Here is a 22,216-nt window from a genome sequence, read left to right as displayed (position 1 = left end):
CATCGTTTCTAGCATGCGATAAACGACATCGCTTCGGGTAGCGGGTAAAAGCGGCTCTTAACTCGAAAGGCGTTTAGAATAAGTACACAATCAAAGATTGTTTCGGGTACGTGGCAAACGACGCCACTTCGGGTAGCGGGTAAAAGCGGCTCTTAACTCGAAAGGCGTTTAGAATACGGTACACAATCAAAGATTGCTGCGGGTAGTGAGTAAAGCGGCTCTCACCTCGAAGGGCGTTTTCTGCCCGTACTCGGAGTCAAAATTTATTTTGACGTACTCGGAGTGAATGGAACATTCACGTACTTAAAGTAAATTTGATTAAAATGATAATTTACGTACTGAAGAAAGTGGTGGGTCGTGAAGGATTTGAACCTTCGACAAATTGGTTAAAAGCCAACTGCTCTACCAACTGAGCTAACGACCCTAAGATATGTCAAAACAAATGCAATAACATTATAAAACGTAGTGCATAAAACAAGTTTTGGGAAACTTGAAGAAAGTGGTGGGTCGTGAAGGATTTGAACCTTCGACAAATTGGTTAAAAGCCAACTGCTCTACCAACTGAGCTAACGACCCTTGAGATATGTATTCACTAAATCTAGTGGACAAAGTGAATTTTTGGAAACTTGAAGGTGGTGGGTCGTGAAGGATTTGAACCTTCGACAAATTGGTTAAAAGCCAACTGCTCTACCAACTGAGCTAACGACCCTTATCAAGTTTTCAAATTGTACTTCTGAGGAAGAAGTGGTGGGTCGTGAAGGATTTGAACCTTCGACAAATTGGTTAAAAGCCAACTGCTCTACCAACTGAGCTAACGACCCACTTTGTGCTGCCAAGGCCTTGTGCCTCAACGCGGGGCATATGATACTCATATTAATTTTTAGTGCAACAACAAATTTGTTTTTTTTCGAAAATCCGGTTTGTTTGCACAAAATCTCAGCAGATAGAACATCTTATCGACTAGCACGGTCGATAAGATGCTGATAATACCAAGGTTAAAGGTTGTTTAAACGAGTTTGCGCGAGCTGCGCTGCAGAAGAGTTTGCGTATTCGTTAATGACCTTACGATACATCTGACGGGCTTTGGCCACGTCGTTTTGCTTTTGCGCCACCATACCGGCTTTAAGCATGGCATCGCTGCGCTTATTGGAACCTTCGTGGTTATCAATAACGATATTGAATTCCGCTTCGGCTTCTTGCAACTGACCTTTGTTAAACAACAATTGTCCTAACCAGTAATGGGCATTTGCCGCATAGCTGGAATTCGGATACTGGCGGGTAAAGGCTTTGAATTCCTGAATCGCCTGATCATATTTCTTTTCTTTCAACACCAGGTTAACGGCGCGATCATAAGATTCGTTTTCCGATAAATCGGCGGAATAATTAACGTTTGAGCCACCACCGGTATTATTGGTCGATGCAACCGGTTTTGCAGGCGGTGCACTTTTCATCGACGCGACTCTGTCCAGTTCCTGGTATAGCTCACGTTGACGTTGAAGAATCTGACTAATGGTGTAGGCCTGCTCTTCACTAACGCCCCGAAGTTCACTGACTTCAGTTTGTAATTCGTCAATCTGCAATTGCATATCATTTAGCGCACGGTTACGGGTTTGAACAGCACGTTTTAATGCCTCAACTTCATCCGTGGATGTCGTTGTTGTATTGGCAGACTGGTTGTTGGCAGGAGGTTGGTTAATATCCAGGACTGGAGCGGGTTGAGCAGCCAGTGCCACTGGGGCACCGGCTATAACCGCTAAACCTAATAAAAGATTATACGATTTCATTTAACGTCCTTTTGGAAAAACGTTATTAGTAAACTAGAACCGCACGACGGTTTTTAGCGAATGCTGATTCAGTGCGAGAGTTTACTGCAGGCTTCTCTTCACCGTAGCTAACGGTTTCGATTTGAGAAGAAGAAACACCAGCGTTTTCAAGATAACGTTGAACCGCTTGTGCACGACGCTCACCAAGAGCGATGTTGTACTCAGGAGTACCACGCTCATCGGCGTGACCTTCGATAACAACTTTAGCGTTAGCGTTGTTTGCTAAGAATTCAGCGTGAGCGTTCAACGTAGCAGTAACGTCAGAGCTTAGCTTAGAAGTATCGAAATCGAAGTAAATGGTATTGTCAGCAAGAAGCTTTTGCTTCTCTTCTTCTTTAATTTGCTCAAGACGAGCAGCTTCTGCCGCTGCTGCAGCTTCTGCTTGTGCTTCGCGCTCTGCTTGTGCCTGTGCTTCAGCTTGTGCTTGTGCCTGACGTGCTGCTTCTTCTTCGTCAACAGTTGAAGTTGAAGAACAAGCTGCAAGAGCCATCAATGGCAATGCAACTGCCATACCTTTTACTACTTTATTAAAGCGCATTTTTTTCCTTAATAATTTTAATAACAATGAGTTAACTAATTTTTATTATAAAAATGGTGACCATGCTGGTGATTTAACCTGCCCGTTTAACGCTGGTAAGCGGGCTTTAAATCGACCATCTAAGGAAACCAAGCCCAGAACCTGACGGTTATGGTGCAAAGTACTATAGATTATCATGCCACCATTGGGGGCAATACTTGGCGACTCATCCAATCGGGTTGTTGTTAGAACCTGAAAATTGTTTGAGCCTAATTCTTGCTTCGCAAGATGGTATTGTCCTTGTGTACGGTTAACCATGACTAGTTGACGACCGTCTGGTGTAATCGAACCTCCCAGGTTCATTTCACCGTCAAAAGTTAGCCTTCTCACTTTACCATCTGACAAATTTACTCGATATAGCTGCGCTTTACCACCCCGTTCTGAGGTAAAAACCAGAGAATTTCCATCCGGAGTCCAATTTGGCTCAGTGTCAATAGCCCTGTGGCGCGTTATACGGCGTAATTTTTTCGTTGCCAGCTCCATGACGTACACTTCCGGGTTACCATCTTTTGATAACACCATGGCCATATGTTTGCCGTCCGGAGACCAGCGCGGTGCACCATTAATACCCTTAAAGCTACTTAATAATTCACGCTTAGCCGTGTAAATATCCTGAACATAAATTTGCGCCTGACGATCTTCAAAGGTTACATAAGCAAGCTTACGACCATCCGGAGACCAGGTTGGTGACATCAAAGGTTCACGGGAGCTTAATAATACCTGTTCGTTGTAACCATCGTAATCGGCCATTACCAGCTGGTAAGGACGATCGCCACTGTCACGAACAATGATATAAGCGATACGAGTCTGGAAAGCGCCACGAACGCCAGTTAGCTTTTCATATACGCTGTCAGAAATTTGGTGAGCTTTCGGACGAAACAGGTTGCTAGAGATATATTGCGTCGGAGTTGAGTCAATCAGAATATGTTCATCGGATTGTACCAGTTGACCATTTTGCAATGAACGACGGTCGGAACCCACCAACTGACCTTTAACAATATCAACCAGCTGGAATGATACTAAAAACTGATCAATACCTGCTTCTTCGATATTACCTAAAACAATAGCTTCAACACCGATATCTGCCCAGGCCTGATAATCGATGTCATCAATCGTTGCCGGTATTTGTGGCATGTTCACCTGGCTAATCGGATTAAACTTACCGCTGCGCAGTAAATCATCACTTACTACCTTAGTAATGTTCTCAGGCAGTGGCGTGGTACCCGAATATTTAAATGGCAATACAGCAATTGGGCGAGCGCTGTCGACACCACCGGTGATAACAATATCCAGCTCAGCCATCGCCTTGCCCAGGCCCATGGTGAAAAAGATTAAGATAAACAAACTCTTTTTAAACATAATACTTCTTATTTTCCATTGTTTTCGTGGTTATTTTTCAATGAAACCCAAAACAGGTCAATTAAAATTCCGGTGCGTATTTTAAATTGATTAATGACATTTTCTCAAATACATCCGGATCTTTAGACACAGGTAATGTCCCGGCTTTGTTTACCGCTTTCACCGCTTCCTGGCAGACAATCTGGTCACCTTTTGTCGGCGTTACACTGATCACGAACCCAGAAGGCGCTAACTTAATGCGTAAATCACAGGATTTACCTTTCATGGTATTTTCATCCATGATGAAATTACGCTGAATAGTTTGAGTGATTAACGCTACGTATTTCTGTACTTCCGTCAGAACCTGTTGATTGCGCGCCTGCTGACGGCGTTGCATTTCCTCGGCCATTTGCTGTTCCAGCATACGTTGCTGCTCAGCTCGCTCTGCCGCTTCTTTTTTGCGACGTCGCTCTTCCGCCTCACGTTGCTTGCGGGCTTCTTCAGCTTTTTTCGCAGCTTCTTCCTCTTTTAAGCGTTTAGCTTTTGCATCGGCTGCAGCTTTTTCTGCCTGCTGACGCTCCTGCTCTTTCTTACGTCGCGCTTTCTCTTCCGCGTCGGCTTTAGCTTTTGCTTTTTTCGCCGCATCATCGGCTTTGCGTTTTTCCACTTCTAACCGTTTAATACGCTCCGCTTCCTGCTGACGCTTTTTCTGTGCTTCAGCTGCCCGGCGCTCTAATTCTTTAATGCGCTTGTCTTCTCTTTCTTTTGCTGCGGCTTTTTGTTGCTCAAGCTTTTCAACTTGTTTTTGTAGTTTGCTTTGATCAACCACAACGGCATCGATAACCGGCATACTAGGTTGCGGCATAGCCACAGGTTTCGGCGAAAAATCCGCATTGATTAACAGTGCCGCACCAAGGCCAATATGCAGCATCAATGCTACAGACAAGGCAATGGAATAGGTCTGTTTGCTGGTCTTTCCTTCCGGCAGATAGGTAAAGATCCCCATAAAGAACCCGACGATGCCACCGATTAATTTCTTAAGTACTGCAAACATGGTTTATTCGTTCTCCACCGAATCCGTCATCAGACCGACAGAAGGAACACCGGCTTTTTGCAGTAACACCATTAATTGAATAATGGAGTTGTATGACACGTTACCATCACCATTCACCACCACGGGTGTGTCAGGCTCAACCTGCAGGTGGGCAACCACTAAGGTTGCTAATTCATCAGGCTCTAATGGCTCTGTTTTGCTGTCACCCACATTCAGATAAAAGTTACCATTGATATCTACACTGGCAACCAATGGCGTTTTCGAATCCTGATCCATAGGTTCAGCATCCGCCTGCGGTAAATCCACTTTTACACCCTGGGTGATGAGCGGCGCGGTTACCATAAAGATAATCAGCAATACCAGCATGACATCGATGTAGGGAACAACGTTTATCTCGGCAACGCGTTTTCGTTTGGCTCTAACGTACATGGTTTAGCTCCTAGACGCTTATGCGCGTGGTGTCATCGCCTGACGTTGCAAGATACTGGAGAATTCTTCCATAAAGTTGCCGTAGCTGTTCTCAATCTTTTCAACACTGTGGGAGAAACGGTTAAATGCCATAACCGCCGGAATTGCCGCAAATAGGCCCATCGCCGTTGCGATCAATGCTTCTGCAATACCCGGTGCAACCATTGCTAGGGTAGCTTGTTGAACAGCGCCTAGTGCAATAAAGGAATTCATAATTCCCCATACAGTACCGAATAGCCCAATGTAAGGACTAATCGAACCAACGGTCGCCAGAAAAGACAAATGCGTTTCCAGACCATCGACTTCGCGGGATAAGGCAACGCGCATCGCACGATGGGTGCCATCGACCACCGCCTGCGGGCTGGAATCTGGAGATTTGCGAATTCTTGCGAACTCTTTAAAGCCAGCCATAAACAAGCTTTCGATGCCGGTGACACTGCCACGGGCACTGATTTCTTTATATAGACGCGATAAATCGGCGCCTGACCAGAACTTATCTTCGAATTGTTCAGCTTGAACTTTGGCTTTATTTAGCGCTTTTGAGCGCTGGATGATCATCGTCCAGGAGGCAATAGAAAAACCTAACAGACAAAGCATCACAGATTTTACAAGGACACTGGCCTGCATAAACAGATCGATAAAAGATAATTCAGAGTGCACTGGTTAAAGCTCCTAATATTTGCTCTGGAATAGCACAAGGTTTGGCGCGTTGTAAATTAACGCTGGCGACAAGTACGGTCAGTTGGCACAACAAGGTTCCTTCCTGATTTGTTATCACCTGCTCAAACGTCAAGCTGGCTTTTTTTAATTGTTTAACAGTTGTGGAAATGGTTAACAGATCATCTAGCTTTGCCGATGCTTTGTTATCCATCTCAACACGCCTGACTACAAAACCCAGATTTTGTTCAAGGAAAAATGATTGGGAAATACCTAACGAACGTAGCCATTCAGTTCTGGCGCGCTCGGCAAACTTTAAATAATTTGCATAATAGACGATGCCACCGGCGTCAGTGTCTTCGTAATATACTCTGAGCTGGTAGTCGAAATGGCTTGTTGTGATGTTTTTATCACTCATTAGCGTATTTATTATTAGTCCCAATTGAGTTGACTTATATTAAGCCAAGATTGCCGCGACACTCAAGGGAATAAAGGCGCTATTTGAGAGTTTTTTTGTCGATAGAAAAAGACTTTACAAATTTTCTATGGCATTGGTTTTTCTTACTTTGTAACAAAAGATCCTGTCAATCGCAAAAAGATCATTATTCCAGCTGATTCTAATTACTTTTTTTTAGCCTTATATATCAACAAAGTTACATTTGATTACACTTTAGACGCCCATTGACATTGGCTTTAAGCTGCATTCTCACAAAAACCACTAAAAACCACTAACCCATTAGAAAAACTAATGCGAAAAAATAATTTTTTTAGTTTGTCGAATTCCACCCTCGTCACTAAAATACGCACCATCTTATGAACATCCTTGATTTGGGATACATGTTCCTGGATTTATTTAACTTCCTTCTATCAACTATTTGTTGGCCCGCTACTTAGCGGGCTTTTTTTTTATACAGGGATTGTATTTCGTCGTGAAATAGCCTCCATGATTTCTCGACATTCAATACGTCCATGTATCTTTCCTTGCGATCCATGGATGGTGCTAGCAAGGGTTTGCCGGTAACAAGGGAGGGTTTATACATGGGTTGTTTATGGGGTCAGTGTCAATTATAGAAATAACAAACCTCATAAAAACATGTAGTTAACTTGGATAAGTTAATACTCTGTCCCCCTAAGAATACTCCATCTCCAACAATAATTACTGTCGTAACCTAGTCACAATTGACATCGACCATAAGTAAATTTTCCATACTTTCAGCTTGTTGTCTAAGAGCTCAGTGTAAAGATGATCAAGCATATAACCTTACTTCTTACCCTACCCCTTGCGTTAACTGGCTACTCCCCCCTCTCTTTCGCCGATGACAAACCTAATATCGTCATTATATTCATGGATAATTTGGGTTGGGGCGAGCCTGGATTTAATGGTGGCGGCATCGTCCGCGGAGCAGCTACCCCAAGATTGGATCAAATTGCCAATGAAGGGCTAAGGCTCACTAACTTTAATATCGAAGTGCAATGCACGCCGTCACGCTCCGCTCTAATGACCGGACGTTATGCCATCCGCAGTGGTAACGGCACGGTCCCGCTTGGTGAAGGCGTTTACGGTTTAGTGCAATGGGAAGTCACGATGGCGGAGATGTTATCAGAAGCTAGCTATGCCACGGGGATGTTTGGCAAATGGTATCTGGGCAGAACTAAAGGCAGATTCCCTACGGACCGGGTTTTGACGAATCGTTAGGTGTACCCAACTCTACCGATGAATCGGTTTATACATCGGCGCCAGGTTTTACCGAATCAGGTTTACCTGAAACCTATGTAATGGATGGTACAAAAGGAAAAACACTGAAAAAAGTCAGCCCCTATCGTCTTGATTATCGGCCATTGATTGACCGCGACCTAACCGACCGCGCCCTTGATTTCATGCGCAAACAAGCCAAAGCCGACAAACCATTTTTTGTTTATTTACGTTATACGGCGACCCATTTCCCAACCATGCCCCACCCCGATTTTGCCGGCAAATCCGGTAATGGGTTTGGGCAGATTTATTAATGCAAATTGATGCCTATACCGGTGAAATCATCGACACTCTGGATGAGCTGGATATCAGCGACAACACCATATTAATCTTCACCGCCGATAATGGCCCGGAAGCACTCAATGTTGGTGAGACTAACTTGACGGTAGAAACCGCAGCACATGGCTCAGCGGGCCCATGGCGAGGCAGTTTGTTTACCGGATTTGAAGGTGCTCTGCGAGTGCTTTTGCAATGCGCTGGCCGGATAAAATAAAGCCTGGTGGCGCCAGTGATGAAATTGTTCATGCCATGGACTTGTTCCCTACCCTTGCAAACATCGCCGGCGGCGAGGTACCTGATGACAGAGTCATGGATGGTATTGATGTATCGGATTTTCTGCTTGGCAAGCAGAAAAAATCTGGTCGCGAAGGCTTTGTCGTGTATATGGGCAATGACATTTTCGGGGTGAAATGGCGAAACTGGAAAGTCCACTTTAAAGAACAGGATAGTTGGGATTCAACCCTTCGCACCTTCACTATGCCAAGAGTGTACAACCTACACAGCGATCCATTTGAACGAGACAATGTGTTATTTCCCAATACCTGGGTGCTAAAAGCCGCTTTGCCGCAACTGGAAGAGCATGTTGCTTCGTTACAAGAAGAGCCGCCGATTAAAATGGGCACGCCGGACCCTTATGAGCCGTCCAGTAAGTAAATTGCGATAAAGGACTTTGAGGTCAGAGTGAGTAATAATGACTCTGCCCCCCATGAAAAGGTTTACTCTAGTCGATGAAGTTTTTGCGGTAGCGCTTATTTAATCGCGCTAGCTTTACTTGATCTAACATCAGGCTCACAACCGGGTGAATAGGCCGGGAAATTTTGTTGTGACCGTGGCGGCTCAAATGACGACGAATGGTAGCCATGGTTGCTAAAGCACGAGCTGTTTTACCCTTAAGCTTCACTTTCGGCAACTTAGGTTTGAACTCAGTGCGAGACTGCCACCACAATGGTAGATCTGGTTGCACAGCAAGGGCACTCGCCATACCAATTAATTCAATTTTACTTGCCAGTACTTTTGAAGCAGTACTGTAATTGCTGATACCACCAGTTACCATCAATGGCATCTTCGCCACTTTTAATAACTTCTGCGCAAAGCTAAGGAAATAGGCTTCTCTCGCCAACGTAAATTCATCGGCGACTCGCCCCTGCATCGCCGGTGCTTCATAGTTACCGCCAGAAATTTCTACAAACTCCACCTGATGCTGATTCAGCATCTCGATAACGTCAGCCGCATCTTCGGTTGAAAATCCACCACGTTGGAAATCCGCTGAATTTAGTTTAACCGCAACGATAAACTCCGACCCAACCGCCTCGCGGATCTGGCTAACCACAGCAAGCAACAACCTGGCGCGATTTTCAATATTACCACCCCATTTATCCTGACGCTGATTAGTTTTTGGCGAAAGAAACTGATTGATTAAATAGCCGTGAGCCGCATGAATCTGCACACCATTAAAGCCAGCTAATTGTGCCTGTTTACTGGTGGCAACAAAACGTTCAATAACATCTTCAATATCGGTTTCTGTCATAGCTGTTGGCTCTGCAAACATCGAAGAATGCTTGCCTAAATCCAGGGCAACTGCCGATGGTGCTATTGCTTTACCGCCCTGGCGCTTAAATACCTGACGGCCGGGATGGTTGATTTGCATGATGAGCTTACACTCGCTTTTATCAACCACAGAGCTCCACTCACGAAACGCATCCAGATTTGATTCCGCTTCTAATGCAATGCCACCGGGTCCGGTCATCGCCAAACGATCAACCATAACATTACCGGTGATAATGGCACCTACGCCCCCCCGCACCCATTGCCTGTAAAGATTCACAAGCTCATTGGATGGACCGAGTTTGGCGTCACCTAAATTTTCTTCCATTGCCGCCTTCACCAGACGATTTTTAATCACCTGACCATTGGCTAATTTAAGTGGTGTAAAAGGGCTTAGTAACATAAAGCGTCGACAAATTTTTATTGAATTAATGAATGGCTCGATTTTTACCCGATACACGGGCCAAACACAACGGCCGGTTACAAATTAACGCACTTTTTCCTCTACGCTAGCCATCCCAAAAAAGTTCATTTAATTCAGAGGGTTGAAAAGATTACCAGCAACCCAATATCAAGTATTAATTGAACAAAATGATGAAATACAAAAACTTAGCAAATTTGCAGATAAAGGGATCAAATCCGCATGGAATGGCAAAGATTAACGAAAACTCAAAAATTTCTCATAACCCTGGCTTTTATTGCGGTGTTACCTTTCGCGCCAGATCTTAAGCTGATAGCCGATATCGCCGGCATAGAGGTGTTGCTTTCGTGTTTGCTGATTTACTATCGTCCGGTGCTAATAAAACTGCAAACTGCGCTTAATGAAGGTAAGCAAATGTTGCGGATTTTCCAGTATTGTATTGGCAGTGCAGTGGTGAATCGCCCCGGCGTTTATTTCACTCAGGCCTCGTTTTACACCCTTGCAGTATTTCTATTTGGTACCAGCTCGTTCGCCCTGATATTTCTCATGCCTGGATTGTTGATTAGCGTTTAGGGCTTTTAGGTTGCGCTGAGATTCTGGCATGCCTTGGCGGCTTAGTTTTCGGAATACCTTTCTAGTTTAGATTCCGGATCGGGGTCCGGAATGACGAGTTACACTAAGATCCCGGAACATGGTCCGGGATGACGGTTTGGCGGAGCCCAACCAATCCTATACGTCATACCGGGGTCGCCCGGTATCTCTGGTTTTACATTTAGCTACTACATTAGTTGTGCCATAAAGATTCCGGATCGGAGTCCGGAATGACGAGTTACGCTAAGATCCCGGATCGGAGTCCGGAAAGACGATTCACGCTAAGATCCCGGAACATGGTCCGGGATGACGGTTTGGCGGAGCCCAACCAATCCTATACGTCATACCGGGGTCGCCCGGTATCTCTGGTTTTACATTTAGCTACTACATTAGTTGTGCCATAAAGATTCCGGATCGGAGTCCGGAATGACGAGTTACGCTAAGATCCCGGATCGGAGTCCGGGATGACGGTTTGGCGGAGCCCAACCAATCCTATACGTCATACCGGGGTCGCCCGGTATCTCAGGTTTTACATTTAGCTACTACATTAGTTGTGCCATAAAGATTCCGGATCGGAGTCCGGAATGACGAGTTACGCTTAGATCCCGGAACATGGTCCGGGATGACGGTTTGGCGGAGCCCAACCAATCCTTCACGTCATACCGGGGTCGCCCGGTATCTCAGGTTTTACATTTAGCTACTACATTAGTTGTGCCATAAAGATTCCGGATCGGGGTCCGGAATGACGATTTACGCTAAGATTCCGGATCGGGGTCCGGAATGACGAGTTACGCTTAGATCCCGGAACATGGTCCGGGATGACGGTGCATTATCGGAGTCCGGGATGACGGTACATTATCGGAGTCAGGAATGACGAAAAACTGAATTAGCTACCCGTCAGTTCAATTTCTGCCTGCTCGAGAAGCTGTTCATATCGTGTCTGATCAATCTTGCCTTTTTTCTTCAGTATCCTGGCCCGCTCCAGTTTGTCGTAATAAGCCACTTCCAATGCGCCTAGAACATTGCCGTATTCGCGGTCAGTAATTTGTCCCGATTCATAATAGTGAGCGGCAAGAGCCTGGTCCCACTCATCCCCTTTGGGAGGTTCGGGTACGGTGAAATCAACCGACATAAGCGAGTCATCCTGCAACTGATAACCCTCTTCAATCAGGTTTTTTGCACAATGCATATTGATATAGTCTACGGTTTGATCCGAGACATGCCAGTCGACGTAAAAACCTACACAACTGACCTGACGCTCGGTTTGCTGATGGGACAAAGATACTTCTTTGTACGCACAGCCTCCAAGACCAAATATGGTTAAGAACAGCAACAGTGGGGGTATTCGCTTGTTCCGTTTGAGATAGAGATGTAACTCCATATCGCTAATCCTCATCGGTAAAATTCTGAAGGAAATCCTTCGTTCCGTGAATTTAGTTAAGCTTGATACCAGCTCTTTCCAAACTGGCTCAAAATTCATACTGCCTTGGTTTACAACGATTTTCAACCAGGTTTGTGGGTGACAAGATTGTAGTTTGAGCCGGGATCTCATATCCTTAGCAGAGAACATAGGGGCTAGAGAGATACCTGAAATTTTCTTACCCCTTTAAAAATTATTTTTAAGATATCTATATGCAATTAACGGATTTTGACGTACTCAAGCAGGCCAATGTCTGGTTTGAACAGCGAAAAACGTTCTGGATGTGTACCATCATAGGCACCTACGGAAGCGCCCCCCGCCCTATTGGCTCAATTTTTATCACCGATGGCAACCAGCGTGTTGGTTCAATCTCAGGAGGATGTCTGGAAGATGCCTTCGTTGAAATGCTGGAACGCGGGGAATTTGAGCCTCATGACCAAATTTTTGTCTACGGGAAGCACCTGGACGACACCAATGTGGTTAAGGAACTCCCTTGTGGCGGCACCATTCGTTTATTGGTCGAGCCAATTACCCAAAATGACGACAATCGCGACCACCTGAAAGTCTGGCTCGCAAACGCAGAAGCGAAAAAGCCGTGTCAGCGCATCATCGACTTATCTTCCAAGAACAGTCACAAGCAGCTTATCGAACTTGCTAATGAAACGGCTCAGGTTATTGATGAAACCGAAACCACCATTACTCTCACCTATGGTCAGGTTTGGTCGCTACTACTGCTTGGCATTGGCCAGGTTACCCAACATGTTGCCGAGCTTGGCATTATGGCTGGATACGACGTTAAGCTTTGCGATATGCGCAAAGAGCTGGGAGACAGCTGGACCTTTACCAAAGACAATGGCGGCGTTGATATTGAATGGCGCTCTCCCGATGAGTTTATCGAACAGTATGCCAATGAACGCAGTGCCGTTCTCGCCCTCGCTCACGATCCTCGCATCGATGATGTGGGCTTAATGACCGTTTTTGAAACCGATGCGTTCTACGTTGGCGCTATGGGTTCTTCCAGAACCAGTGCCAAGCGCCAGGAACGCCTGCAGCGTATTTGTGGCTTTAGTGATAAAGAATTTGAACGCCTGCATGCACCGGTGGGCCTTCCTATTGGCAGTAAGACCCCAGTAGAAATTGCGATTGCCATTATGGCCGACATCATTCGGGTAAGAAATGGCAAACCCAAGTAACTCTCCACAACGAAACCAAACAACTAATCAACCAGGCAGCCAATCAGGTAACGAAAAAGTCAGCCAGGTAGAGAAAGTAGCGGGCGATGAGACAGTAGCTATCGTCCTCGCCGCTGGGTTTTCTAAACGCTTTGGTAGTGATAAACGCTTTCACCCGCTGCAACTGAGCAACAAAGAAACCGTGCAATCAAAACCTTTGTTGCAGGCAACTCTGGACAGCATTGTCCCTCAGTTTCAACACATCGTTGTCGTGCATCGCTTTGAAGATGAGGACATTTTAGCACTGTTGAAACATTACCCTGTCAATGCAGTAGCTGCCCCAAAAGCACCAATCGGATTAGGCGTCAGCCTTGCAACTGCAGCAAAATATATACTTGAGAAAACCCAGCCACCAAAACGGTTGATGGTGTTTTTAGGAGACATGCCAAATATCAAACATGCCACCATTGAGCAGTTGTTGGCACAGTCTGCTAAATCTCCAGATGCTGTAGTTCGGCCTCGTTATCAAGGAAAGTCCGGTCATCCGGTTTGCCTGCCTGCCACCTTCTTAAAAGCTCTCACCTCATTAAATCGTGATGAAGGTGCTGCAGCGTTGATCCAAACGTCTAATTGTCCCGTTTTAAGAGTCGACGTGAATGATAGCGGTGTATTGTTCGACATAGATACGCCAGAGCAATCGGGATAACTCCGAACAGGTAGCATCGGCCAGACTTGTTAATATCAAGTACAACGGTTGACGATAGAAAGCCGCGTTGTTATTCCATTTAGGTATATACATATTCACAAAAAATTAACCTTTAGAGCTTGACGAAGCCAAGGTGTAACCTTTAAGGTTATAAAAACATCAAGTAATCACTCTAATTGTTGTTCCCAGTTATGACGATAGAGCGAATCAGAATCCAATTTACAAGAGAGTACAACAGACATGATAAATACCCTGAGCTTGCACCATCACCATCATATCAACGGTTAGCCCTCAGGTTATTCGCTGAGAGGCTATGGACCTTTCAGTGTAAGTGCTCAAAAAGCAGATGCCCCGAAAGAGTCCACTTTTTCGGGTTTTTTATTTTTTGGAGCAATGAAACATGATTAACAATGATAACGGACGATTAAGAATCGCCATTCAAAAATCCGGACGCTTGTCCGACTCTTCTCAAGATTTATTCAAACGCTGTGGTCTGAAAATATCTCTTGCCGACCGCAAACTTCTTGCCCACGTTGGCAATATGCCAATTGATTTAATGTTGGTTCGCTCCAGCGATATTCCAGGCTTGGTCATGGATGGGGTGTGTGATATCGGTATTGTTGGTGACAATACTCTGGAAGAGCACGCACTGCAGCGCAAGCTTAATGGTGAAGCCAGTGCTTATAACAAAATCTGTTCGTTAAAGTTTGGTGGCTGTCGCCTGTCTATCGCCTTACCCGAAGAGGTGGACTATCAGGGCATCAAATCTTTAGACGGCCTGCGTCTGGCAACCACTTACCCTCGCCTGTTAAATCGCTTTGCCGAACAAAACGGCATTAAGTTCGAAACCTGTCGCCTAAATGGCTCGGTTGAAGTTGCACCGCGCGTGGGTCTAGCCGACGGCATTTGTGATTTAGTTTCTACCGGCACTACTCTTGAGGCCAATGGCTTAAAAGAAGTCGAAGTTATCTACACCTCAAAAGCGGCCCTTATCAGCGGCGAAAAGCCTTTGTCAGGTGAAAAAGCAAAGATCTTCGACAAGCTGTTGCCTCGTATTCAAGGGGTACTGAAAGCCAGAGAAAGTAAATACATCATGTTGCACGCGCCTAAAGATAAGCTTTCGGAAGTTATCACCTTAATGCCGGGCTCTGAAACACCGACTGTTTTGCCACTGGCGGAGCGTGATGACAGAGTTGCCGTGCACATGGTAAGCACCGAAACGTTTTTCTGGGAGACCATGGAAGAGCTTAAAGATTTAGGTTGTAACTCCATTCTTGTTTTACCAATTGAAAAAATGATGGGATAACCATGATCACCTGGCAGCAACTCAGTAAACAAGAACAAGTCTCGGTATTAGCTCGCCCTGCGATTAGCGACAACCTGGTACTTGAACAAAACGTTAGAAGCATCATCGACGCGGTTCGCGATAATGGCGATACCGCCTTGCTTGATTTCACCCAGACATTTGATGGCGTGACACTCGATGATTTGCGTCTACCTGAATCTCATGTGCAACGTGCCGAACAAGCGTTAACGGTTGAGCGTAAACAAGCGATTCAAACCGCTTATGAGCAAATCAAAGCATTTCACAGCGCTCAACAATTTCAGGATATCAAGGTTGAAACCCGACCTGGCGTTACCTGTCAGCTAAAATCAGAGCCGATTGAATCGGTTGGTTTATATATTCCCGCAGGCTCTGCGCCACTGCCTTCTACGGTATTAATGTTAGGTGTTCCTGCCGAACTTGCCGGTTGTGAACGTGTGGTATTAGTTTGCCCGCCAGATAAAAACGGCGACTTGGCCAATGAAATCATCTATGCCGCAGCGGTCTGTGGTATCAAAGAGATTTACCGCATTGGTGGCGCGCAGGCGATAGCGGCACTGGCGCTTGGCAGTGAAACCTTAGCGCCGGTTAATAAAGTTTTTGGCCCGGGTAACAAATTCGTCACCGAAGCAAAGAAACAGTTATCACAATCGGTGCCTGGCTTTGCTATCGACATGCCGGCTGGCCCTTCTGAGTTACTAGTCATTGCTGATGCCGGTGCTAACCCAGTATTTGTCACCGCTGACCTATTATCTCAAGCAGAACACGGCCCGGATTCACAAGTGATTCTGTTAAGCGATAGCGAGCAAATGATAGAAGCGGTTGGACAAGAGCTACAAACGCAGCTCTCTACTCTACCCCGCAAAGACATTGCCGAAAAAGCACTTGAACAAAGCCGTTTGATTTTATGCGCCAGCCTCGATGAAGCGGCCATCGTTTCAAATTTATACGGCCCTGAGCACTTAAGCCTGCAGGTTCGTGACACTGACGCATTACTTGGCAAAGTTCGCAACGCCGGATCCATCTTTGTTGGCGATTACTCACCTGAATCTGCTGGTGATTACGCCAGTGGTACTAACCACGTACTACCTACTTATGGCTATTCAAAAGTGATCTCATCATTATCACTTTCGGACTTTAGCCGTCGCTACACGGTGCAAACTCTGACTAAATCGGGATTAGAAAGCCTGGCGCAAACCATTGTTGAGCTGACCGATGCCGAAGGATTGGACGCTCACCAACGAGCAGTAACCTTGCGTGTTAATGCAAGCTCTGAAAACGCAGAGGGGACGCAGGCATGAGTATCGAAATAAACGCAAATCCGCAAAGCGACACCGCTAAAGAAAATACTGACAACAGTGTTCTTAATCTGGTTCGACAGGACGTTATCGATATGGTTGCTTATCAATCGGCGCGCCGCGAACAATCCGGCGGTACCGTATGGCTTAACGCTAATGAGCAAGGTGGCAACAACGTATTCTCACAACCGATTGAACAGTTAAACCGCTATCCGGATTTTCAACCTTCTGCTCTGATTAATGCTTATGCCAGTTACGCTCAGGTAAGCACTAAGCAATTGCTGGCTACACGCGGAGCCGATGAAGCCATCGAAGTTTTGATCCGTACCTTTTGTGAGCCGGGCAAGGACAATATCGTCATTTGTCCGCCAACCTATGGCATGTATGCCATCAGCGCTAAAGGGCATCTGACCGACACCACGACGGTGCAATTAACCTCAGAATTGCAGCTGGATTTAGCGGCGTTAGAGCAACAAATAGGCAAATGTAAACTGGTATTTATTTGCTCACCAAATAACCCAACGGGCGATTTAATCAATCAACAGGACATCATTCAAACACTGAAAATGTTCTCTGGCAAAGCGCTTGTGGTAGTTGATGAGGCTTATATCGATTATTGTATGCAAGCCTCTTGCGTAGAGCTTTTAGAGCAATTTGAGAATCTGGTTATTTTACGAACCCTGTCAAAGGCATTTGGATTAGCCGGGCTTCGTTGTGGTTTTGCCATCGCCAATCCTCAGGTTATCGAGCTGATGAGTAAGATCATTGCCCCTTATCCGATTGCCAAACCTGTGGCAGACATTGCCAGCGCCGCCCTATCCTCTGAAGCCACGTTAACGTTGCAACGTGATATCAAGCGCACACTTGAGCTCAGAGAAGAAATTGTCATCGAGCTCAAAGTGCTGCCTTGGGTTGAACAAGTATTTACCAGCAAAGCTAACTTTGTTTTGTTTCGCACAACAGATACACAAAAGTGCCAGCAGCTGTTTGCATTTATGAGCGAAAACGGGGTGTTAATTCGCAACCAATCCAAACAGTTAACCCTGGAAAATTGTCTGCGAATATCCATTGGCTCGGAGCAGGAACTGAACGAATTTAAGCGTCTGCTAGCAGCGTTTAACCAGACGATTTCATAAATGCCCGGCATTTAACGTATTAGTGTATTTAGAAATTCCGAATTAAGAAAATCCGAAGTAAGAAGATAAACATGCAAACCAATAATATTTTATTTATCGACCGCGATGGCACCTTAATTGAAGAGCCAGTAACGGATAAACAAGTCGATAGTCTGGAAAAGCTGGTGCTTGAACCTCAGGTTATTCCGGTACTGTTGAAACTGATGGAGAAAGGCTACCAGTTGGTACTGGTTTCTAATCAGGACGGTTTAGGGACGGATAGCTTTCCTCAGGAAGATTTTGATCTGGCTCACGATAAAATGCTGGAGATCTTTCTCTCCCAGGGCGTTAAGTTTGCCGACCAGCTGATTTGTCCGCACTTTGAAGAGGACAACTGCAGTTGTCGCAAACCAAAGCTGGGTTTAGTCAGCGACTACCTGCAGCAGCGCCGCATTAATTTTGCCAACTCTTACGTGATTGGCGACCGGGAAACCGATTTACAGCTGGCCGCAAATATGGGCATTCCAGGATTACAGTATCAACGCGATGGCCTTAACTGGCCGGCAATTGCCGAGCTATTGCTCACCAGCCCGCGCGAAGCAACCGTGGTTCGCACCACCAAAGAGACCGATATTCGTGTTAGCGTCAATCTTGATAAGCGCGGTGGCAACAGCATTGAAACCGGCATTGGCTTTTTCGATCACATGCTGGATCAAATTGCCACCCACGGTGGTTTCTCACTGCAATGTAAAGTCGATGGCGATTTACACATTGATGACCATCACAGTGTTGAAGATACCGCTCTGGCGTTAGGTGAAGTATTAAGACAAGCCCTTGGCGATAAGCGTGGCATTAACCGATTTGGTTTTGTCTTGCCTATGGATGAGTGCCGTGCCGAATGTAGCCTGGATTTATCCGGCCGCGCGCACATTGAATTTAACGCCGAATTTACCGATAACCGTGTTGGCGGTATGTCGACGCAAATGGTTGGTCACTTCTTTAAATCATTAAGTGATGCGATGGCGATTACCTTGCACCTATCAACGTCTGAAGGCAACTGTCACCACCAGGTTGAGAGTCTGTTTAAAGTGTTCGGCCGAGCGCTTGGTCAGGCTATCACCGTAAGCTCTGATGAACTGCCTAGCTCGAAAGGTGTGCTATGAGCCAACAGCAAGCCAGTGTAGAAAATAGTGCAGTAACCAATGCAGAAACCAGTGCCGTGATAGTGGATACAAGCTGCGCCAATATCAATTCGTTAAAGTTTGCTATTGAACGCCTGGGTTATAACGTTGCAGTCTCTCGTGATGAAAGCTTGATTCGCCAGGCTCCCCGGGTATTTCTGCCGGGCGTTGGTTCAGCAGAATATGCCATGCAAGGCATTAATGAGCTGGCGTTAAAACAACTTATCACCTCGTTAACCCAACCTGTGCTTGGTATTTGTCTTGGCATGCAATTGCTGACCAGAGAATCCTTTGAAAATGGCGTGCAGACCGATTGTCTGAACCTTATCGATACCGACGTTAGGGGTATCGATATCTCTGGTGCGAGTGACAAACAATCCGATGGTTCTGGATTACGTTTACCGCACATGGGCTGGAACACCTTGAGCAACATCAGTGATAACCCGCTGTTTACTGGCATTAGCGAAGACGATTATTTCTACTTTGTACATAGCTACTGTGCACCGGTATCCGCGCACACCTTAGCCCAATGTCAGTACGGCCAGGATTTTTCCGCCAGCCTTAATCAGAATAATTTTTATGGCGTGCAGTTTCACCCGGAACGTTCCGGACAAAGTGGCGCGCGATTATTACGAAATTTTATGGAGTTAGTTTCATGATCATCCCTGCGATTGATTTAATTGAAGGCACGGTTGTGCGCTTGTTTCAGGGCGATTACCAACAAAAAACCGAATATGCGTTAGAGCCAATGCAGGTTCTGAAAAGCTATGCCGAGCAAGGCGCAAGCTGGCTGCATATTGTCGATTTAACCGGCGCAAAAGATCCGGCAAAACGTCAACTGCCATTAATTAAAGCCCTGACCGATGCCAAACTATTAAAAATCCAAACCGGTGGCGGTATCCGTACCCGTGAAGAAGTCAAAGATTTGCTCGACTCTGGCGTTGAGCGTGTGGTGATTGGCTCGGTTGCGGTGAGCAAGCAAGATGAAGTCAGCCAATGGTTTGAAGAATTTGGCAGTGATAAAATCGTCCTTGCCCTTGATATCAACATTGACGAAGACGGCAATAAAGTTGTGGCAACCCATGGTTGGCAGCAAAGCTCAGGGGTAACGTTAGAAGAGTTAATTGCCACCTATCGCAAAGTCGGTCTGCAACACGTTTTGTGTACCGACATCAGCAAAGATGGCACCTTGCAAGGCTCTAATGTCAGCCTTTACCAAGAAGTAAAAGCTGAGTTTCCTGATATCTGCTGGCAATCTTCAGGCGGCATTGGCGCATTAAGTGATATTGAAGCCCTGATCCCAACAAATGTGGACGGTGTTATTTTGGGCCGCGCATTATTGGAAGGAAAATTCACCTTAACGGAGGCTATCCAATGTTGGCAAAAAGGATAATTCCCTGCCTGGATGTACGCGATGGTCTGGTGGTAAAAGGCGTTAAGTTTCGCAATCATGAAATCATTGGCGATATCGTTCCTCTGGCGCAAAAATACGCCGAGCAAGGCGCCGACGAGTTGGTGTTTTATGATATTACCGCCAGTGCCGATGGCCGCACTCTGGACAGAAGCTGGGTGGAGCGTATTGCCAAAGTTATCGACATTCCTTTTTGTGTCGCTGGTGGCATTAAGAGTGAAGCAGATGCTCAGAAAATGTTATCCATGGGCGCTGACAAAATCTCCATTAACTCACCTGCCCTTGCCGATCCGGATTTGATTAATCGCTTGAATCGCCAGTTTGGCCAGCAATGTGTCGTTATTGGCATCGACTCTTACTTTGATGAGCAAACTGGCCAGTATCAGGTGTATCAATATACCGGTGATGAAACGAAATCCTCGAAAACTCGCTGGCAGACGGTGGACTGGGTTAAGGAAGTTCAAAGCCGTGGTGCTGGAGAAATTGTTCTCAATGTGATGAACCAGGATGGTGTGCGACAGGGATACGATATCGAACAACTTAGCATGGTTCGTGAAGTCGCTAATATACCGCTAATTGCCTCTGGCGGCGCTGGCACTATGGAACACTTTGCCGACGTATTTAAACAAGCCGATGTTGACGGCGCGTTAGCTGCCAGCGTATTTCACAAGGGCATAATTGCCATTGAAGATTTAAAAGCATATTTGCGCCAGCAAAATGTGCCCATGCGAAATTAAATGCGAAATTAGGAAATTACTAATTAATAAAATTAATAATTTAGAATAAAGAATTCCGGATAAAAAATTAAATTCTGTATTCAGAATTGGTGTTAGCCACATTAAAGTCTGAACTCTGAATTCTTTTATCAATAACATTGAGTCCTGCGGTTTAAATCACTTTGATTAAGGAAAGCAGGCGAAATAGAGTAATAAATTATGATAGTTACGGCCGACAACGTTTCAGAACTTGCCTGGGATAAAATGCAAGGCATGATCCCTGCCATAATCCAACACGCAGATACCGGAGCGGTATTGATGCAAGGCTTCATGAATAAAGACGCACTGGACAAGACCTTAGAAATATCAAAAGCGACGTTTTTCTCCCGTTCCAAGCAACGCCTTTGGACCAAAGGTGAAACATCGAATAACACATTGGATGTACAAACCATTTATACCGATTGTGACAAAGACTCGTTATTGCTTGTCTGTCGTCCCAATGGACCTACTTGTCACTTGGGCGATGACTCTTGTTTTCCAGAGCAGGAATTTAATCAAAAACACTTTTTGTCCTTGCTAGAGCAAGTGGTAAAACAGCGTCAGTTTGATAAGCCAGAGGACAGTTATACTGCCAAATTATTGAGCCAGGGCACCAAGCGTTCGGCGCAAAAAGTTGGCGAAGAAGGTGTCGAAGTAGCGCTTGCGGCGGCAACAGGTGATCGCGACGAGTTATTGCAGGAATGTGCCGATTTGTTCTACCACACCCTAGTGTTACTTCGTGATCAGGATGTAGATTTAAGCGAAGTTATGGCAGTATTAAAGAATCGTCATCGTTAACAAGATTTAGGTTTTATCATCCCTATGACATCTCTTGCCATTGAATATCAAGCAAAACATTTTAATGAACTTAGCGCCGCCGAACTTTATCAGGCGCTAAAACTCAGAGTCGACGTGTTTGTCGTTGAGCAAACCTGTTATTACCCAGAGCTGGACAATAAAGATATCGACGCTGAGGTTCTGCATCTGTTTGCTTTTGATAACAACGGCACTGCAAATGAGCTAGGCCTTAAACCACTAGCAGCCTATCTGAGAATTCTCCCGCCGGGCCTTTGTTATCCGGGTATGGTTGCCATTGGCCGGGTAGCAACGGATATGGACTATCGCGGCAAAGGTCTTGGCCATCCTTTAATGAGAGAAGCTTTGCGTCTTTGCCAGCAATATTGGCCAGATTTTAGCGTAAAAATCTCCGCTCAGGAGCACCTTGAAGCCTTCTACAACAAGCATGGATTTACCCGTATCTCTGATATGTATTTAGAAGACGGAATTCCTCATATAGAAATGCTCAAAGATTAGAATAGACGAATAGA

General features: G+C 45.6%; 25 protein-coding genes and 4 tRNA genes. 16 read left to right on the top strand and 13 right to left on the bottom strand.

From position 1 onward, the window contains the following. Positions 1-348 precede the first annotated feature (348 nt). From FNC98_RS06295 to ybgC, 11 genes are all read right to left on the bottom strand, one after another. Positions 349-424 (bottom strand) — tRNA-Lys (locus FNC98_RS06295). 76 nt (positions 425-500) lie between these two features. After that, positions 501-576, bottom strand: a tRNA-Lys gene (locus FNC98_RS06290). 57 nt (positions 577-633) lie between these two features. Continuing rightward, positions 634-709: transfer RNA gene (locus FNC98_RS06285), tRNA-Lys, on the bottom strand. A 36-nt stretch (positions 710-745) separates the two neighbouring features. After that, positions 746-821, bottom strand: a tRNA-Lys gene (locus FNC98_RS06280). Between the two features lie 174 nt (positions 822-995). Further along, positions 996-1,784, bottom strand: coding sequence for a tol-pal system protein YbgF (gene ybgF, locus FNC98_RS06275; RefSeq protein ID WP_143580449.1), 789 nt, complete (start codon positions 1,782-1,784; stop codon positions 996-998). 25 nt (positions 1,785-1,809) lie between these two features. Beyond that, positions 1,810-2,361, bottom strand: coding sequence for a peptidoglycan-associated lipoprotein Pal (pal, locus tag FNC98_RS06270; protein WP_143580448.1), 552 nt, complete (start codon positions 2,359-2,361; stop codon positions 1,810-1,812). A gap of 45 nt (positions 2,362-2,406) precedes the next feature. Continuing rightward, the gene (gene tolB / locus FNC98_RS06265; RefSeq protein WP_143580447.1) at positions 2,407-3,759 is read right to left on the bottom strand and encodes a Tol-Pal system beta propeller repeat protein TolB; all 1,353 of its coding nucleotides are present in this window, start codon (positions 3,757-3,759) and stop codon (positions 2,407-2,409) included. Positions 3,760-3,820: 61 nt separating this feature from the next. Beyond that, positions 3,821-4,792, bottom strand: a complete 972-nt coding sequence (tolA, locus tag FNC98_RS06260; protein ID WP_260680510.1) for a cell envelope integrity protein TolA — start codon at positions 4,790-4,792, stop codon at positions 3,821-3,823. Between the two features lie 3 nt (positions 4,793-4,795). Next, entirely contained in the window at positions 4,796-5,221 is a 426-nt protein-coding gene (gene tolR, locus FNC98_RS06255; protein ID WP_143580446.1) for a protein TolR, read from the bottom strand. A gap of 18 nt (positions 5,222-5,239) precedes the next feature. Next, positions 5,240-5,920, bottom strand: a complete 681-nt coding sequence (gene tolQ, locus FNC98_RS06250) for a protein TolQ (RefSeq protein ID WP_143580445.1) — start codon at positions 5,918-5,920, stop codon at positions 5,240-5,242. Continuing rightward, positions 5,910-6,335 (bottom strand): tol-pal system-associated acyl-CoA thioesterase, encoded by a 426-nt coding sequence (ybgC, locus tag FNC98_RS06245; protein WP_143580444.1) that lies wholly within the window; start codon positions 6,333-6,335, stop codon positions 5,910-5,912. The genes tolQ and ybgC overlap by 11 nt, the downstream gene beginning before the upstream one ends. An 825-nt stretch (positions 6,336-7,160) precedes the next feature. Here ybgC and FNC98_RS16880 point away from each other — a divergent pair. From FNC98_RS16880 to FNC98_RS16865, 4 genes are read left to right on the top strand one after another with little or no spacing between them, the layout of a single operon-like run. Then, positions 7,161-7,613 (top strand): sulfatase-like hydrolase/transferase, encoded by a 453-nt coding sequence (locus FNC98_RS16880; RefSeq protein ID WP_221932927.1) that lies wholly within the window; start codon positions 7,161-7,163, stop codon positions 7,611-7,613. Next, the gene (locus FNC98_RS17070) at positions 7,580-7,924 is read left to right on the top strand and encodes a sulfatase-like hydrolase/transferase (protein WP_221932948.1); all 345 of its coding nucleotides are present in this window, start codon (positions 7,580-7,582) and stop codon (positions 7,922-7,924) included. The genes FNC98_RS16880 and FNC98_RS17070 overlap by 34 nt, the downstream gene beginning before the upstream one ends. Continuing rightward, complete coding sequence (locus FNC98_RS17065) at positions 7,924-8,163, top strand: sulfatase-like hydrolase/transferase (protein WP_221932926.1); 240 nt, start codon at positions 7,924-7,926, stop codon at positions 8,161-8,163. The genes FNC98_RS17070 and FNC98_RS17065 overlap by 1 nt, the downstream gene beginning before the upstream one ends. After that, positions 8,142-8,603 carry a sulfatase/phosphatase domain-containing protein gene (locus tag FNC98_RS16865; RefSeq protein ID WP_221932925.1) on the top strand — a complete coding sequence of 154 codons (462 nt, stop codon included), beginning with the start codon at positions 8,142-8,144 and terminating at the stop codon, positions 8,601-8,603. Before FNC98_RS17065 ends, FNC98_RS16865 begins: the two co-directional genes overlap by 22 nt. 67 nt (positions 8,604-8,670) lie before the next feature. Here FNC98_RS16865 and FNC98_RS06235 read toward each other — a convergent pair whose 3' ends face one another. Beyond that, a complete protein-coding gene (locus FNC98_RS06235) occupies positions 8,671-9,897 on the bottom strand; it encodes an NADH:flavin oxidoreductase/NADH oxidase family protein (protein WP_143580443.1) in 1,227 nt (408 codons plus the stop codon). A 240-nt stretch (positions 9,898-10,137) separates the two neighbouring features. Between FNC98_RS06235 and FNC98_RS06230 the strand changes: the two genes are divergently transcribed. Next, on the top strand, positions 10,138-10,488 hold the full coding sequence (locus FNC98_RS06230; protein WP_143580442.1) for a hypothetical protein: 351 nt from the start codon (positions 10,138-10,140) through the stop codon (positions 10,486-10,488). Between the two features lie 904 nt (positions 10,489-11,392). Here the strand turns inward: FNC98_RS06230 and FNC98_RS06225 are convergent. Then, positions 11,393-11,887, bottom strand: a complete 495-nt coding sequence (locus tag FNC98_RS06225; protein WP_143580441.1) for a hypothetical protein — start codon at positions 11,885-11,887, stop codon at positions 11,393-11,395. Positions 11,888-12,138: 251 nt separating this feature from the next. On the opposite strand from FNC98_RS06225, the gene FNC98_RS06220 reads away from it, so the two are divergent. From FNC98_RS06220 to FNC98_RS06170, 11 genes are all read left to right on the top strand, one after another. Further along, complete coding sequence (locus FNC98_RS06220; RefSeq protein ID WP_143580440.1) at positions 12,139-13,119, top strand: XdhC family protein; 981 nt, start codon at positions 12,139-12,141, stop codon at positions 13,117-13,119. Beyond that, positions 13,103-13,804, top strand: a complete 702-nt coding sequence (locus FNC98_RS06215) for an NTP transferase domain-containing protein (RefSeq protein ID WP_143580439.1) — start codon at positions 13,103-13,105, stop codon at positions 13,802-13,804. The genes FNC98_RS06220 and FNC98_RS06215 overlap by 17 nt, the downstream gene beginning before the upstream one ends. Positions 13,805-14,204: 400 nt before the next feature. Further along, complete coding sequence (gene hisG, locus FNC98_RS06210) at positions 14,205-15,110, top strand: ATP phosphoribosyltransferase (RefSeq protein ID WP_143580438.1); 906 nt, start codon at positions 14,205-14,207, stop codon at positions 15,108-15,110. A gap of 2 nt (positions 15,111-15,112) precedes the next feature. After that, positions 15,113-16,429, top strand: coding sequence for a histidinol dehydrogenase (gene hisD, locus FNC98_RS06205; protein WP_143580437.1), 1,317 nt, complete (start codon positions 15,113-15,115; stop codon positions 16,427-16,429). Further along, positions 16,426-17,562 (top strand): histidinol-phosphate transaminase, encoded by a 1,137-nt coding sequence (gene hisC / locus FNC98_RS06200; protein WP_143580436.1) that lies wholly within the window; start codon positions 16,426-16,428, stop codon positions 17,560-17,562. The genes hisD and hisC overlap by 4 nt, the downstream gene beginning before the upstream one ends. Positions 17,563-17,633: 71 nt before the next feature. Further along, positions 17,634-18,704: a bifunctional histidinol-phosphatase/imidazoleglycerol-phosphate dehydratase HisB gene (hisB, locus tag FNC98_RS06195; RefSeq protein ID WP_143580435.1), complete on the top strand. Its 1,071-nt coding sequence runs from the start codon at positions 17,634-17,636 to the stop codon at positions 18,702-18,704. Next, positions 18,701-19,381 carry an imidazole glycerol phosphate synthase subunit HisH gene (gene hisH / locus FNC98_RS06190; RefSeq protein WP_143580434.1) on the top strand — a complete coding sequence of 227 codons (681 nt, stop codon included), beginning with the start codon at positions 18,701-18,703 and terminating at the stop codon, positions 19,379-19,381. The genes hisB and hisH overlap by 4 nt, the downstream gene beginning before the upstream one ends. After that, the gene (gene hisA, locus FNC98_RS06185) at positions 19,378-20,115 is read left to right on the top strand and encodes a 1-(5-phosphoribosyl)-5-[(5-phosphoribosylamino)methylideneamino]imidazole-4-carboxamide isomerase (protein WP_143580433.1); all 738 of its coding nucleotides are present in this window, start codon (positions 19,378-19,380) and stop codon (positions 20,113-20,115) included. Before hisH ends, hisA begins: the two co-directional genes overlap by 4 nt. Next, positions 20,097-20,870: an imidazole glycerol phosphate synthase subunit HisF gene (gene hisF / locus FNC98_RS06180; protein WP_143580432.1), complete on the top strand. Its 774-nt coding sequence runs from the start codon at positions 20,097-20,099 to the stop codon at positions 20,868-20,870. Before hisA ends, hisF begins: the two co-directional genes overlap by 19 nt. Before the next feature lie 198 nt (positions 20,871-21,068). Beyond that, entirely contained in the window at positions 21,069-21,686 is a 618-nt protein-coding gene (gene hisIE, locus FNC98_RS06175) for a bifunctional phosphoribosyl-AMP cyclohydrolase/phosphoribosyl-ATP diphosphatase HisIE (protein ID WP_143580431.1), read from the top strand. Between the two features lie 24 nt (positions 21,687-21,710). After that, on the top strand, positions 21,711-22,202 hold the full coding sequence (locus tag FNC98_RS06170; RefSeq protein ID WP_143580430.1) for a GNAT family N-acetyltransferase: 492 nt from the start codon (positions 21,711-21,713) through the stop codon (positions 22,200-22,202). The last annotated feature ends 14 nt before the right edge of the window (positions 22,203-22,216 follow it).

This window comes from Thalassotalea sp. PS06 (assembly GCF_007197775.1).
GTDB lineage: Bacteria > Pseudomonadota > Gammaproteobacteria > Enterobacterales > Alteromonadaceae > Thalassotalea_A.
The sequence above is the reverse complement of the archived record's forward strand: the minus strand, read 5'-3'. Positions and strand labels throughout refer to the sequence as shown.